This window comes from Promicromonospora sp. NPDC057488 (genome assembly GCF_042802395.1).
GTDB lineage: Bacteria > Actinomycetota > Actinomycetes > Actinomycetales > Cellulomonadaceae > Promicromonospora.
This window is the reverse complement of the sequence record NZ_JBHVEG010000020.1, coordinates 18,596-32,583: the sequence shown is the minus strand read 5'-3', so window position 1 is coordinate 32,583 and position 13,988 is coordinate 18,596. Positions and strand designations below refer to the sequence as shown.

Annotated in this window: 8 protein-coding genes; 3 read left to right on the top strand and 5 right to left on the bottom strand. The window is 73.8% G+C overall.

What is annotated here, in order from left to right:
- Positions 1-25: 25 nt before the first annotated feature.
- The 5 genes from ACFU5G_RS06450 to ACFU5G_RS06430 are packed head-to-tail and all read right to left on the bottom strand — an operon-like array spanning position 26 to position 8,255.
- On the bottom strand, positions 26-1,246 hold the full coding sequence (locus ACFU5G_RS06450; RefSeq protein WP_377241934.1) for a nitrate/nitrite transporter: 1,221 nt from the start codon (positions 1,244-1,246) through the stop codon (positions 26-28).
- Position 1,247: 1 nt separating this feature from the next.
- The gene (narI, locus tag ACFU5G_RS06445; protein WP_377241932.1) at positions 1,248-2,012 is read right to left on the bottom strand and encodes a respiratory nitrate reductase subunit gamma; all 765 of its coding nucleotides are present in this window, start codon (positions 2,010-2,012) and stop codon (positions 1,248-1,250) included.
- Positions 2,003-2,734, bottom strand: coding sequence for a nitrate reductase molybdenum cofactor assembly chaperone (narJ, locus tag ACFU5G_RS06440; RefSeq protein ID WP_377241930.1), 732 nt, complete (start codon positions 2,732-2,734; stop codon positions 2,003-2,005). The genes narI and narJ overlap by 10 nt, the downstream gene beginning before the upstream one ends.
- Positions 2,731-4,386, bottom strand: coding sequence for a nitrate reductase subunit beta (gene narH, locus ACFU5G_RS06435; RefSeq protein ID WP_377241927.1), 1,656 nt, complete (start codon positions 4,384-4,386; stop codon positions 2,731-2,733). Before narH ends, narJ begins: the two co-directional genes overlap by 4 nt.
- A complete protein-coding gene (locus ACFU5G_RS06430; RefSeq protein WP_377241925.1) occupies positions 4,383-8,255 on the bottom strand; it encodes a nitrate reductase subunit alpha in 3,873 nt (1,290 codons plus the stop codon). The genes narH and ACFU5G_RS06430 overlap by 4 nt, the downstream gene beginning before the upstream one ends.
- 257 nt (positions 8,256-8,512) lie before the next feature.
- Here ACFU5G_RS06430 and ACFU5G_RS06425 point away from each other — a divergent pair, with 257 nt between their 5' ends.
- From ACFU5G_RS06425 to ACFU5G_RS06415, 3 genes are all read left to right on the top strand, one after another.
- Positions 8,513-9,841, top strand: coding sequence for an MFS transporter (locus tag ACFU5G_RS06425; RefSeq protein WP_377241923.1), 1,329 nt, complete (start codon positions 8,513-8,515; stop codon positions 9,839-9,841).
- Between the two features lie 65 nt (positions 9,842-9,906).
- Positions 9,907-12,273, top strand: coding sequence for a molybdopterin oxidoreductase family protein (locus tag ACFU5G_RS06420; RefSeq protein ID WP_377241982.1), 2,367 nt, complete (start codon positions 9,907-9,909; stop codon positions 12,271-12,273).
- Positions 12,270-13,976 carry an FAD-dependent oxidoreductase gene (locus tag ACFU5G_RS06415; protein WP_377241921.1) on the top strand — a complete coding sequence of 569 codons (1,707 nt, stop codon included), beginning with the start codon at positions 12,270-12,272 and terminating at the stop codon, positions 13,974-13,976. Before ACFU5G_RS06420 ends, ACFU5G_RS06415 begins: the two co-directional genes overlap by 4 nt.
- The last annotated feature ends 12 nt before the right edge of the window (positions 13,977-13,988 follow it).

Here is a 13,988-nt window from a genome sequence, read left to right as displayed (position 1 = left end):
CTGTGAGCGTACGGGAACCGGGGGCTCAGCCCCGAGCCCCCCGCCGTACCGGCCCGAGCGTGAACAGCAGTGTCGCCAGCCCCGTCGCCGCGAGCAGCGCGAAGCCGACGCCGTAGTCGCCGTTGAGCTGGTAGACCGCGCCCATGATCAGGGGCGGTACGAACCCGCCGAGCCCGCCGGCGGCACCGACGACGCCGGTCACCCCGCCGACCTTGTCCGCGGGCGCGACCTTCGCCACCAGCGCGAACGTGGCGCCCGACGACGCCCCGAGCGCTGCCGCGAGCCCGAGGAACGCGATGGTGCCCACCGGGACGAGCCCGGGCTTGAACGCCACGACGGCGGCCAGCAGGGTCACCGCAGCGAAGCACCAGACCGACACGTTCACCGGCCCGAGCCGGTCGGACAGCATCCCGCCCACCGGGCGCATCACCACGGCGAGCACCACGAACCCGGCGGTGCGGGTCGCGGCATCGGCGGCCTCGAGGTCGTAGGCGTTGGCGAGGAACGTCGGCAGGTACACGCTGAACGCGACGAACCCGCCGAACCCGACGGCGTACAGCCAGGACAGCTGGAGGGTCGCGGGCACCTTGAGGATGGACCAGGTGCGCGCCAGCATGCCGCCGGCGGCGCCCGCGGTCCGGCCCGGTGCGTCGTGCAGCAGGAACCACGAGGCCACCGCGAAGACCGCGAGGATCGCCGCGACCAGCACGAACGGCGCCCAGCGCCCGAACGCGTCGGCCAGCGGCACCGTCGTGAACGACGAGATCGCCGTGCCGCCCATGCCCACGCCGAAGATCCCCAGCGCGGTACCCCGCCGCTCGGGCGCGAACCACGCGTTGACGAACGGGACCCCCACCGCGAAGGTCGTGCCGCCCAGCCCGAGCAGGAACCCGCCCACGATCAGCGCCGCGTACGAGTCGGCGACGAGCCCCACGAACAGCACCGGGATGATCGTCAGCGCGCTGACCAGCGGGAACATCGTCCGCGCGCCGAACCGGTCGGTCAGCGCCCCCACGGGGATCCTCCCCACGGACCCGACCAGCACGGGCACGGCGACGAGCACCGACTGCTGCAGGTCCGACAGCGCGTACTCCACCCCGTACGCCTTGCCGAGCGGGCTGATCAGCGCCCACGCCCAGAAGTTCACCGCGAAGCCCACGGTGGCCAGCGCGAGCTGCACGCCCGCCGACGACGTCCCGCTCGCCTCGGTCCGCCGGCTCGCCCGGCTGGGTGGTGCCTGCGCCATGTCAGCTCCTCCTGGCTGGTCCGGTGGGCGGCTCCCAGCCGGGACGGGTGCGGTGCGAACCGGATCCGCCGGGCGCGGCGCTCGTGCGCCCCTCGTCGCGCGACCGGTACACGACGTACGGCCGGAACAGGTACGGCACCGGGGCGGAGAACGCGTGCACCAGCCGCGTGAACGGCCACAGCGCGAACAGCAGGAACGCGGCCACGATGTGCACCTGGAAGGCGACTGGCACCCCGGCCATCAGCTCGGGCTGCGGCTGGAGGTACCACAGCGACCGGAACCAGGGCGAGATGGTCTCCCGGTAGTCGTACCCGTGCTCGGTCACGAGCTGCGTGGTCGCGGTCGCCCACGCCCCGGACAGCACCGACAGCGCGAGCATCGCGTACATGACCTTGTCCATCACGGTGGTCGCGAGGAACACGGCGCTCGTCGCCCGCCGGCGGTAGATCAGGATGAGCAGCCCGAGCACCAGCACGGCGGACGCCGCCGACCCGGCCAGCGCCGCGACAAGGTGGTAGACGTCCTCCGGGATGCCGATCGCCGCCGTCCACGTCGCCGGGATCACCAGGCCCGCGAGGTGCCCCAGGATCACCACGAGCAGCCCGAGGTGGAACAGCGGGGACCCGATGCGCAGCAGCCGCTTCTCGTACAGCTCGGACGAGCGCGTGGTCCAGCCGAATCGGTCGTAGCGGTACCGCCACACCGACCCGACGACCAGCACGGCGAAGGTCACGTAGGGCAGCACCACCCAGAGCATCACCTCCATGGCGGCGCACCCCCTTCGCCGTCCGCCCCGAAGCCCGGCAGTCCGGTCAGCCCGACCAGCTCCGCGGGCGGACCCTCCGCGACCAGCGCCGCGACGCGCTCCAGCGTCCGCGCGTCGACGGGTGGCAGCGTGAGGCAGACCGCCTCGACCGCCGCGACCCACGGCGAGCCCTCGGCCGCCAGCGCCTGTCGGAGCACCTCGATGCCGTCGCGGTGGGCGGCCAGGAGCGCGCCGACGATGCGGGCGCCGTCGCCGTCTGCCCGGGCGGAGAGCTCGAGCACGCTGCCGAGGTGGTCGGGCAGCTCGCCGCGGGTGACCTCCCAGCCGACGGCGCGGTACGCCTCGGCGAACCGGAGCAGCGCGGCGCCGCGGCGGCGCGTGTCGCCGGCGGCGTAGTAGGAGAGGTAGAGCGTGCAGCGGCGCTTGAGGTCGAACGTCGCGACGTAGGCGGCCTGGAGCGCCGCGAGGTCGCCGTCGGTCAGGGCCGTGGCCAGGCCGGTCAGGCGTCCGGCCACGGGCGGGGGCAGGTGCTCGACGGCGGCGCGCACCTCGTGCGCGGCCCGCACCGCGTGCTCGTCGGGGTAGGCCAGCAGGAGCGACGCGGCCATGTGGGCCAGCCGCCGGTCGCCGTCGGACAGGGGGACGGGGGCGAGCGGCTCGCCCCCGGCGGCGGAGCGGGCCCCGCGCCGGAGCGTGGGGCGGGGCAGGAACGACAGGCTCATGACGCCTTCCCCTCGTCGTTCGGCGGGAAGAGGCCGTCCGGCCGCCCGTTGCCGTCCCAGTTCAGGAGGTTGACCCGGCCGGGGGTCGACGGCCCGTTCGGCGAGTCGGCGGTCTGCCGGGACGACAGGGCGTGGAAGTTCTCCACGGCGACCGGGACGGGCGGGCCCGACGACTCCCCGAGGGGACCGGCACCGCCCATGCCCGGGCCGCCCTCGTAGTCCAGCGAGCAGGCGATCTCCTCCAGGTCGCGGGCCTGCTCGGCGTGCGCCGTCGGGATCACGTACCGGTCCTGGTACTTCGCGATCGCCAGCAGCCGGTACATCTCCTCGACCTGCGGGCCGGTCATGCCGACGGCGCTCGCGGTCTCCTCGTTCGGGGTGTTGCCCAGGTTCACGTCGCGCATGTAGGAGCGCATGGCGGCCAGCCGGCGCAGGACGCGCTCGACGGGCCGCGTGTCCCCGGCGGTGAACAGCCCCGCGAGGTACTCCAGCGGGATGCGCAGCTTCGAGATGGCCGCGAAGAGTGTGCGTGGGTCCTCGCCGTCGTTCCCGGAGCTCGCGACGACGTCGACCACGGGGGACAGCGGCGGGATGTACCAGACCATGGGCAGCGTGCGGTACTCGGGGTGCAGCGGGAGCGCCACCTCGTAGTCGTTGATGAGCTTCCAGATCGGGGAGGCCTGCGCGGCCTCGATCCAGTCCTCGGGGATGCCCTCGCGGCGCGCGGCGGCGACGACCTCGGGGTCGTCCGGGTTCAGGAACACGGACCGCTGGGCGGCCAGGAGCTCGTGCTCGTCCTCGACGGACGCGGCCTCGGTGACCCGGTCGGCGTCGTACAGCACGAGGCCGAGGTAGCGCAGGCGACCCACGCACGTCTCCGAGCAGACGGTGGGCAGGCCCACCTCGATGCGCGGGTAGCAGAGCGTGCACTTCTCGGCCTTGCCGGTCTTGTGGTTGAAGTAGACCTTCTTGTACGGGCAGCCGGTGACGCACTGCCGCCAGCCGCGACAGGCCTCCTGGTCCACGAGCACGATGCCGTCCTCGGCGCGCTTGTACATGGCGCCTGACGGGCAGGACGCCACGCACGCCGGGTTGAGGCAGTGCTCGCAGATGCGCGGCAGGTAGAACATGAACGTCTGCTCGAGCTCCTCGGCGACGTGCTCGCTCATGTGCTTGAGCACCGGGTCGTCCTGCATCGTCGCGGTGGACCCGGCGAGGTCGTCGTCCCAGTTGGCCGACCACTCGATCTTCATGTTCTTGCCCGTGATCAGCGACTTCGGTCGCGCCACGGGGGTGTGCGCGCCCTGCGGGGCGGACAGGAGCATGTCGTACTCGTAGGTCCAGGGCTCGTAGTAGTCCTGGATGGACGGCATCTTGGGGCTGGCGAAGATGGTCGCGAGCTTCTTGAGCCGCCCGCCCGCACGGAGCTTCAGCCGGCCTCGCCTGGTCCGGACCCAGCCGCCGTGCCACTCGTCCTGGTCCTGGTACGTACGCGGGTAGCCGAGCCCGGGGCGGGTCTCCACGTTGTTGAACCAGACGTACTCCATGCCGGACCGGTTGGTCCACGCCTGCTTGCAGGTCACCGAGCACGTGTGGCACCCGATGCACTTGTCGAGGTTCATCACCATCGACATCTGGGCCATGACCTTCATTGGTAGCGCACCTCCTGGCTGCGACGCCGGACCACGGTCACCTCGTCGCGCTGGTTGCCGGTGGGGCCCAGGTAGTTGAAGGCGTAGGACAGCTGGGCGTAGCCGCCGGCCAGGTGGGACGGCTTGAGCAGGATCCGCGTCAGCGAGTTGTGGATGCCGCCGCGCAGCCCCGACGCCTCCGCGATCGGCACGTCCACCGTGCGGTCGGTCGCGTGGTGCATGTAGACGGTGCCCTCCGGCATGCGGTGGCTGACCACGGCCCGCGCCACGACGACGCCGTTGCGGTTCACGGCCTCGACCCACTCGTTGTCCGCGACGCCGATCTTGTCCGCGTCGCGGGGCGACATCCAGATGTTCGGCCCACCGCGCGAGAGCGACAGCATGAACAGGTTGTCCTGGTACTCGGAGTGGATGGACCACTTCGAGTGCGGCGTGAGGTAGCGGACGACGACCTCGGCGCCGTCGCCCGCTGGTCGCTCCGCTGGTCGAGCCTGTCGAGACCCCGCTCCGGTCTCGACAGGCTCGACCAGCGAAGGCGAGTCCGGGAACAGCCGGTGCATGTCCAGCGGCGGCCGGAACACGGGGAGCTGCTCGCCGAGCTCCACGAGCCAGTCGTGGTCCAGGTAGAAGTGCTGCCGCCCGGTCAGGGTGTGCCACGGCTTGAGCCGCTCGACGTTCACCACGAACGCGCTGTACCGGCGTCCGCCGTGCTCGCTGCCCGACCACTCGGGCGAGGTGATCACCGGGGTGGGCCGGGCCTGGACGTCGGCGAACGTGATGCGCCGGCCCTCGTCCTCGCGGGCCAGGTCTGCCAGCGGCCGCCCCGTGCGGCGCTCCACGCGCTCGAACCCCTGGACCGCGAGGCGGCCGTTGGTGGTGCCGCTCAGCGCGAGGATCGCCTCGCAGGCGTGCGTGTCCCGGTCCAGCCGCGGCCGCCCGGCCACGGGCCCGTCGTGCACCAGCCCGTTGATCTCGCCGAGGCGCCGCACCTCGGCGTCGGGCGAGAAGGGCACGCCCTTGGTGACCATGCCGACGCCGTCGGTCAGCGGTCCCAGCGCGGCCATCCGGGCCGCGAACGCCGGGTAGTCGCGCTCGACCTCCACGATCTTGGGCATGTTCACGCCCGGCACGAGGTGCCGCTCGCGGAACGGCACGCCGGCGTCGGTCAGCGTGCCGTGGGGCACGGCCATCTCGTCGGGGGTGTCGTGCGCCAGGGGCGAGGCGACGACGTCGTGCCGCACCCCCAGGTGGTGCACCGCCATCGCCGAGACCTTGCGCGCGATCGCGTGGAACGCGGCGAAGTCCGTCTTGGTCTGCCACGGCGGGTCGATGGCCGGGCTGAACGCGTGCACGAACGGGTGCATGTCCGTCGAGGACAGGTCGTGCTTCTCGTACCAGGTCGCGGCGGGCAGCACGACGTCGGAGAACAGGGTGGTGCTCGTCATCCGGAAGTCCATCGTGACCAGCAGGTCGAGCTTGCCGCGCGGGGCCTCGTCCCGCCAGGTCATGGTGGCCGGACGGCGGTCGGGCGCCGACTCCTCGGCGAACACCGCCGAGTCGGTGCCCAGCAGGTGCTTGAGGAAGTACTCGTTGCCCTTGCCGCTCGACCCCAGGATGTTGGCCCGCCACACGGTCAGCACGCGCGGGAAGTTGGCCGGGTCGTCCGGGTCCTCGACGGCGAACCGCAGCCGCCCCGCCTTCAGCTCGTCCACCACGTGCTCGGCCGGCGGCTTGCCCGCGACGCGGGCCTCGTCGGCCAGGTCCAGCGGGTTGCGGTCGAACGTCGGGTAGCTCGGCATCCAGCCGCGCTGCGCCGAGTCCACGAGCGTGTCCGCCGTCGTCCGCCCCGCGAACGTGCCCGGGGCGAGCGGCGAGGCCAGGGTGTCGGCGGGCAGGCCGTCGTACCGCCACTGGTCGGTCGCGAGGTACCAGAAGGCCGTGCCGATCATCTGCCGCGGCGGACGCACCCAGTCCAGCCCGCCCGCGTACTGGGCCCAGCCCGTCACGGGGCGGCACTTCTCCTGACCCACGTAGTGCGCCCAGCCGCCGCCGTTCACGCCCTGGCAGCCGGTCATCGTGGTCAGCGCGAGGAAGGCCCGGTAGATCGTGTCCGAGTGGAACCAGTGGTTGGTGCCCGCGCCCATGATGATCATCGACCGGCCGTCCGAGTCGACGGCGTTCTGCGCAAACTCCCGCCCGATCCGGGCCGCCGCGGCCGCCGGGACGCCCGTGATCTCCTCCTGCCAGGCCGGGGTGCCGGGCGCGGGGTCGTCGTAGCCGGTGGGCCAGTCGCCCGGGAGCCCCGGACGGCCCACGCCGTACTGCGCGAGCATCAGGTCGAACACCGTGGTCACCAGGTGCCCGCCGACGCGCCGCACCGGCACGCCGCGCACGACGACGCCCTTGCCACCGGTGTGGGCGTCGTCGTCGGGCCCGGGGACCACGTCGAACCGGGGGAGGGCGACGGCGACGGTCTCGACAGGCTCGACCCCCGGGGAGCCAGGCTCGACCCCCGAGGTCGGCACTCCGCTGGTCGAGCCTGTCGAGACCCCTGGGAGGTCCGCGATGCTCAGCGCCGGGTCCACGTCGCCCAGGTCCAGGTTCCAGCGCCCCTCGTCGGCCTCGCCGTAGCGGTGGCCCAGCGTGCCGTTGGGCACCACGGGCGAGCCGTCGGCGTCGAGCAGCACGGGCTTGAAGTGCGAGTTCGCCTCGGTCGAGACACCGGGCAGGACGTCGTCGGACAGGTCGGCCGCCGTCAGGAACTTGCCCGGGACGTACGCGTCCTCGGCGTCGTCCGCCGCGTGCTGCCCCGCGCCGGACGACGGCACGGGATCCAGCCGCACCAGGAACGGCGAGTCGCTGTACTGCTTGAGGTACGCCGCGAAGCGTTCGGTGCGCCGGTCCACGAGGTACTCGCGCAGGATGACGTGCCCCATGGCCAGGGCGAGCGCGCCGTCCGTGCCGGGGTGCGGGGCGAGCCACGCGTCGGCGAACTTCGTGTTGTCCGCGTAGTCGGGGGAGACCACCACGACCTTCTGGCCCCGGTACCGGGCCTCCGTCATGAAGTGCGCGTCCGGCGTGCGCGTCACGGGGATGTTGGAGCCCCACATGATCAGGTAGGCGGCGTTCCACCAGTCCGCCGACTCCGGCACGTCCGTCTGGTCGCCGAACACCTGCGGGGACGCCACGGGCAGGTCGGCGTACCAGTCGTAGAAGCTCAGCATGGTGCCGCCGAGCATCTGCACGAACCGCGCGCCCACCCCGTGCGAGACCATCGACATCGCGGGGATCGGCGAGAACCCGGCGATGCGGTCCGGCCCGTGCTCCTTGATGGTGTGCACGTGGGCCGCCGCGACGATCTCCGCGGCCTCCTCCCACGTGGCGCGGACCAGGTCACCCTTGCCGCGGGCCCGCTTGTAGGCGGCGGCAGTGGCGGGGTCGCCCGTGACCTCGGCCCACGCGCGGACCGGGTCCTCCGTGCGGGCCCGCGCCGCCCGGTAGGCCTCCAGCAGCACGCCGCGCACGTACGGGTAGCGCACCCGCGTGGGCGAGTACGTGTACCAGCTGAACGCGGCGCCGCGCGGGCAGCCGCGCGGCTCGTACTCGGGGGAGTCCGGCCCCACCGACGGGTAGTCCGTCTGCTGGGTCTCCCACGTGATGATGCCGTCCTTGACGTACACCTTCCACGAGCAGGACCCCGTGCAGTTCACGCCGTGCGTGGAGCGGACCACCTTGTCGTGCGACCACCGGTCCCGGTAGAACGAGTCGCCGCCCCGGCCACCCTCCAGGTACAGCCTGCGCAGGTCCTCGGACACCTCCCCTCGGCGGAGGTGCCGTCCCAGCCTGACGAGCATGTCCTCGGTGGCCATATTTTTCAGTTTCACCTGGGCCTGGAGAATGCGCGACCTGACCTGCGGCGCGGATGCCGCGGGCAACCCCTCACACCGCGGGCAGGCCCCCTGTGCGTTCTTCCTTACGGTCGATTAACTGCTCTTGGCCGGGCGATGAAACACCGCCTCCCTAGGTTCCTGGCTGTCGGTCCGACGTCGGGCCGGCCCCGGACAGGCACCTGTCGGTCCGGGCGCGCCCGGCGTCGTCGGGCATACGCCCATGCAGGGAGGACGACGTGTCCACTCCGACCACACGCGACCAGGCACCCACACCCAGCGAGTCCGCCGTCCGGCGCCGCGCCGGCCGCTGGATCGAGCACTGGGACCCCGAGGACAAGACCCTCTGGGAGGACGGCGGACGCCGGACCGCCCGGCGCAACCTCGTGCTGTCGATCTTCGCGGAGTTCCTCGGCTTCGGCGTCTGGGCCATCTGGTCGATCGTCGTGCCGCAGCTCCCCGCCGCGGGCTTCGACCTCACCGTCGACCAGATGTTCTGGCTCATCTCGGTGCCCAGCCTCGTCGGCGCGACGCTCCGCATCCCCTACACGTTCGCCGTCCCCGTGTTCGGCGGGCGCAACTGGACCATCGTCTCCGCGCTGCTCCTGCTGCTGCCGACCGGCGCGCTCATCCTCACCGTCGGCGACCCCACCACGCCGTTCCCCGTGCTGCTCGCCGCCGCGGCGCTCGCGGGCCTGGGCGGCGGCAACTTCGCGTCGTCGATGGCGAACATCTCGTTCTTCTTCCCCGAGAAGGAGAAGGGCGCGGCCCTGGGCTGGAACGCCGCCGGCGGCAACATCGGCACGGCGGCCGTGCAGCTCGCGGTTCCGCTGGTCATCGTCACCGGGGCGGGCGTCGCGCTCGACCGGGCCGGCCTGATCTTCATCCCGTTCATCCTGCTGGCCGCGTTCCTCGCCTGGCGCTACATGGACAACCTGTCCACCGCCAAGGCGGACCCGCGCTCGTTCGGCGTGGCGGTGCACCACGGGCACACGTGGGTCATCAGCTTCATCTACATCGGCACGTTCGGATCGTTCATCGGCTACGCGGGCGCCTTCCCGACGCTCCTGGCGGCGCAGTTCCCCCAGGTCGCGATCCCGCTCGCCTTCGTCGGCGCGCTCGTGGGGTCCATCGCCCGGCCGCTCGGCGGCATCCTGGCCGACCGCGTGGGCGGCGCCCGGGTGACCATCGGCGCGTTCGCCGTGATGGCGCTCGGCGCCGTGGGCGCGATCACCGCCCTCGGGTCCGGGAGCTTCGCGCTGTTCTTCGGTTCGTTCCTCGGCCTGTTCGTCGCCACGGGCGTGGGCAACGGCTCCGTCTACCGGATGATCCCCGCGGTCTTCCGGGCGAGCGGCGGGACGGCGAAGGCCGCCGCCGGCTGCATCGGCATCGCCGGCGCCATCGGGGCGTTCGGCGGGTTCCTCATCCCGCGCGGGTTCGCCCTGTCCACCACGGTTGCCGGCTCGATCGTGCCGGCGCTGTGGCTGTTCATCGGCGTCTACGTGGTGATGGCCCTGGTCTGCTGGCTGGTCTACGGACGAGGCGCCATGGCAGAGGCGCGGGTCTGACCGTGCTCGCCACCCCCGGGATCCCCGTCGACTCGCACTGCCCCTACTGCGCGCTGCAGTGCGGGATGTCGCTGACGCCGCGCGCGGCGGTCCCGGGGGTGCCCGGGACCGGGGCGCCGGCGGCGTCCGGCGCGCCGGCGTCGGGCAAGGCGGCGTCCGGCGCGCCCGAGGTGCAGCCGCGTGACTTCCCGACCAACCGGGGCGGGCTGTGCCAGAAGGGGTGGACGTCGGCGGCGGTGCTCGGGGCGGCGGACCGGATCACCACGCCGCTGGTCCGCCGGTCCCTGCTGCCGGGTGGGGACCAGCCGGCCGCTCCGACCGACCCGACCGCCCCGACCGACGGCGGCCGGGGAGCCGGCCCGCTGGTCCCCGTCTCCTGGGAGACGGCGCTCGACCTCGTGGCGTCCCGGCTCGCCGCGCTGGCCGCCGAGTCCGGGCCGGAGACCGTGGCCGTCTTCGGCGGCGGCGGCCTGACCAACGAGAAGGCCTACGCGCTCGGCAAGTTCGCGCGGACCGTCCTGCGCACGCCCAACATCGACTACAACGGCCGGTTCTGCATGGCGTCGGCGGCCGCCGGGATGAACCGGTCGTTCGGCGTCGACCGCGGCCTGCCGTTCCCGCTGGCCGACCTGGGCGGCGCCCAGGCCGTGCTGCTGCTGGGCTCGAACGTGGCCGAGACCATGCCGCCCGCCGTCCAGCACCTCGCCGGGGCGCGGGCGGCGGGCGGGCTCGTCGTCGTGGACCCGCGGCGGTCCGCGACGGCCCGGCTGGCGGAGGACCCGGCGGCCGTGGGCGGGGCGGGCGCCGCCGAGGGCGTGCACCTCGCCCCTGTGCCCGGCACGGACCTGGCAGTGCTGCTCGGCCTGCTGCACGTGGTGCTCGCCGAGGGCCTCGCCGACCGGGAGTACCTGGAGGCCCGCACCACCGGGTTCGACGACGTCGCCCGCTCGGTCGCCGGCTGGTGGCCCGAACGCGTCGAGTCGGTCTCGGGCGTGCCAGCCGCGGAGCTGCGCCGCGTGGCCCGGCTGCTCGCGGCCGCCGCGCCGGTGCACGGCGGCACCGGCGCGTACGTGCTGACCGGGCGCGGCGTCGAGCAGTCCACGCAGGGCACGGCGACCGTCACGGCCGCGATCAACCTGGCGCTGGCGCTCGGGCTGCCCGGCCGGGTGGGGTCGGGGTACGGCGCGATCACCGGGCAGGGCAACGGGCAGGGCGGGCGCGAGCACGGCCAGAAGGCCGACCAGCTCCCGGGCTACCGCAAGATCGACGACCCGGCCGCGCGCGAGCACGTCGCCGCCGTCTGGGGCGTGGACCCCGAGACCCTGCCCGGCCCCGGCGTGCCCGCGGTGCAGCTCCTGAGGTCGCTGGGCGCGCTGGGCCCCGACGGTGCCCGGGCGCCCGGGCGGCCCCGCGCGCTGCTGGTGCACGGCTCGAACCTCGTGGTCAGCGCCCCGAACGCCGGCGGCGTGATCGACCGGCTGCGCAGCCTCGACCTGCTGGTGGTCTGCGACTTCGTGCCGAGCGAGACGGCGCTGCTGGCCGACGTCGTGCTCCCCGTGACCCAGTGGGCCGAGGAGGAGGGCACGATGACGTCGCTCGAGGGGCGCGTGATCCGGCGTCGGGCCGCGGTGCCGGCGCCGGGCGAGGCGCGCTCCGAGCTGTGGATCTTCGCGGAGCTCGCGCGCCGGCTCGGCGCGCCCGAGACGCTGGCCTTCCCGACCGACCCCGCGGTCGTGTTCGACGAGCTCGCCCGGGCCTCGGCGGGCGGCCCCGCCGACTACTCCGGGCTGTCGCACGCGCGGCTCGACGCCGACGAGGCGGCCGGGGGCCCGGGCCTGTTTTGGCCGGTCCCGGCGCGCACGGCGCGCACGGCGCGCGTGTCAGACGCACAGGTCCCTCCCGTGACCTCAGCGTCTGACACGTTGCCGCACCCTGGGACGCCCCGGCTGTTCCTCGACCGGTTCGCGACGCCCGACGGGCGGGCGCGCATGGTCCCCGTCGACCACGTGGGCCCGAGCGACGACGTGCGGCCCGACGCACCGTTCTACCTGGTCACCGGCCGCGTGCTGCAGCACTACCAGTCGGGCGCGCAGACGCACCGCGTGGCCGAGCTGGAGAAGCTCGTGGCCGAGCCGTACGTGGAGCTGCACCCGGTGCTCGGCTTCCGGATCGGCGTGCCCGACGGCGCCCGCGTGCGCCTCACCAGTGCCCGCGGCCGCGTCGAGGCGACGGCGCGCTGGACCGACGCCGTGCGCCCCGACACGGTCTTCATGCCGTTCCACTGGAGCGGCGTCGGCTCGGTCAACCAGGTGACGACGGATGCGACCGACCCGATCTCCGGGATGCCGGAGTTCAAGGTCTGCGCGGTGGACGTCTCGGTGGTCGGCGCGGCCGACCGGCTGGGCACCCTACAGAAGGAGCTCTCGACATGAACCTGCGTGTCCCTGTGAAGGTGGTCGTGGTGGGGTTCGGGATGGTCGGCTCGCGGCTCGTCGACGAGCTGCTGCGCCGGGAGCCCGAGGCCTTCGACATCACGGTGCTCGGCAGCGAGCCCTACGAGCCGTACAACCGGGTGCTGCTGAGCGACGTCGTCGCCGGTCGCACCGACGTCGCGGCCATCACGATGCCCCTGCCCGACGGCGCCCGCGTCACCGTGCGCCGGGGCGTGACCGCGGCGTCGATCGACCGTGCGTCGCGGGTGGTGCACGCCGACGACGGCACCCTGCACCCGTACGACCACGTGGTGCTGGCGACCGGCGCGGCCGCGCGGGTCCCGCCGATCCCCGGCCTGCGCACGCCCGACGGCGGCCTGCCCGCCGGCGTGCACGCGCTGCGCACCCTCGACGACGCCCGCGAGATCGTGGCCGCGACCGTCAACTCCCCGCGCGCCGTGGTGGTGGGCGGCGGCGTGCTGGGCCTGGAGGCCGCCGTCGGGCTCGCGGGCCGCGGCCTGAACGTGACGCTCGTGCACCACGGCCAGGGCCTGATGGAGCGCCAGCTCGACGGGGAGGCCGCCGACGTCGTCCGGGCCGGGCTGGAGGGGCTGGGCGTGACCGTGCGGCAGAACAGCCTGTCGAGCGAGGTGCTCGTGGCAGGCGGCCACGCCGTGGGCATCCGCGTCCGGGAGAACGCGCAGGTCGTCTCCGCGGTGCCGGCGGGCGGCGGCTCGGCGGGCTCCGCCGGTGCGGCCCCGCGCGACGAGGTGGTCGCCGCGCGCCTGGTCGTGTTCTCCGTCGGCACCATCCCGGAGACCGGGCTCGCCGCGGCGGCGGGGCTGACGACGGACCGTGGCATCGTCGTCGGGTACGACCTGGCCAGCCCCGACGACCCGCGGGTGTACGCGGTCGGCGACTGCGCGCAGCCGCCGAGCGGGTCCCGTGGGCTCGTCGCCGAGGGCTGGGACCAGGCGCGGCGGCTGGCGGAGCACCTGGTGTCGCTGGTCGAGCCGGTCGTGCCGGTCGTCGTGGCCGCGGCGTCCTCGTCGGTCGAGCCTGTCGAGACCCGCCCGCTCGCACACCTGCGCCTGCCGGGCGACGAGGCCGGGCCCAGCATGGCCGTGCGCCTCGGCGCCCTGCTGACCAGCGGCGCGACGACGAGCCGCGCGCAGACCGACCGCGGGATCGACACGCGCGGGACCGACGTCGTCAAGGTCAAGGCCGGCCCGCTCAGCATCACCACGATGGGGGTCTGCGGCCCGTCGCGCCCGGACGAGCCGACGCAGCGGGCGGTCCGCCTGGCCGACCCGAGGGCGGGCCGGTACATCGAGGTCGTGGTGTCCGACGGCATCCTCGTGGGTGCCACCTGCGTGGGCGACCCGCGCGTGGCCGCCGACCTCACAGCCGCCTACACCCGCCGCACGCCCGCGCCGTTGGACCCGGCGTTCCTGCTGCTCACGCCCGTCATGGCCGCGGCCTCGCCGGCGTCGTCCCCGGAGCACATGCCCGAGGACGCCGTGGTGTGCCGCTGCAACGGCGTGACCAAGGGCGACATCGCCGGCGCCTGTCCGCCGGGTGCGCACTCGGTCGAGGAGGTGGTGCGCGAGACCCGCGCGACGACGGGCTGCGGCTCGTGCAAGGACGCGGTGTGCGGCCTGGTGGACTGGCTCCGCGCGGAGTCGGTCCCGGAACCGGCATAGCCCGGTGCCGCG

Coding starts and splice junctions, on each gene's coding strand:
- narJ (WP_377241930.1), bottom strand. CDS start 2,734: ATGAGCCTGTCGTTCCTGCCCCGCCCCACGCTCCGGCGCGGGGCCCGC.
- ACFU5G_RS06450 (WP_377241934.1), bottom strand. CDS start 1,246: ATGGCGCAGGCACCACCCAGCCGGGCGAGCCGGCGGACCGAGGCGAGC.
- narH (WP_377241927.1), bottom strand. CDS start 4,386: ATGAAGGTCATGGCCCAGATGTCGATGGTGATGAACCTCGACAAGTGC.
- ACFU5G_RS06430 (WP_377241925.1), bottom strand. CDS start 8,255: ATGGCCACCGAGGACATGCTCGTCAGGCTGGGACGGCACCTCCGCCGA.
- ACFU5G_RS06415 (WP_377241921.1), top strand. CDS start 12,270: ATGAACCTGCGTGTCCCTGTGAAGGTGGTCGTGGTGGGGTTCGGGATG.
- narI (WP_377241932.1), bottom strand. CDS start 2,012: ATGGAGGTGATGCTCTGGGTGGTGCTGCCCTACGTGACCTTCGCCGTG.
- ACFU5G_RS06420 (WP_377241982.1), top strand. CDS start 9,907: ATGTCGCTGACGCCGCGCGCGGCGGTCCCGGGGGTGCCCGGGACCGGG.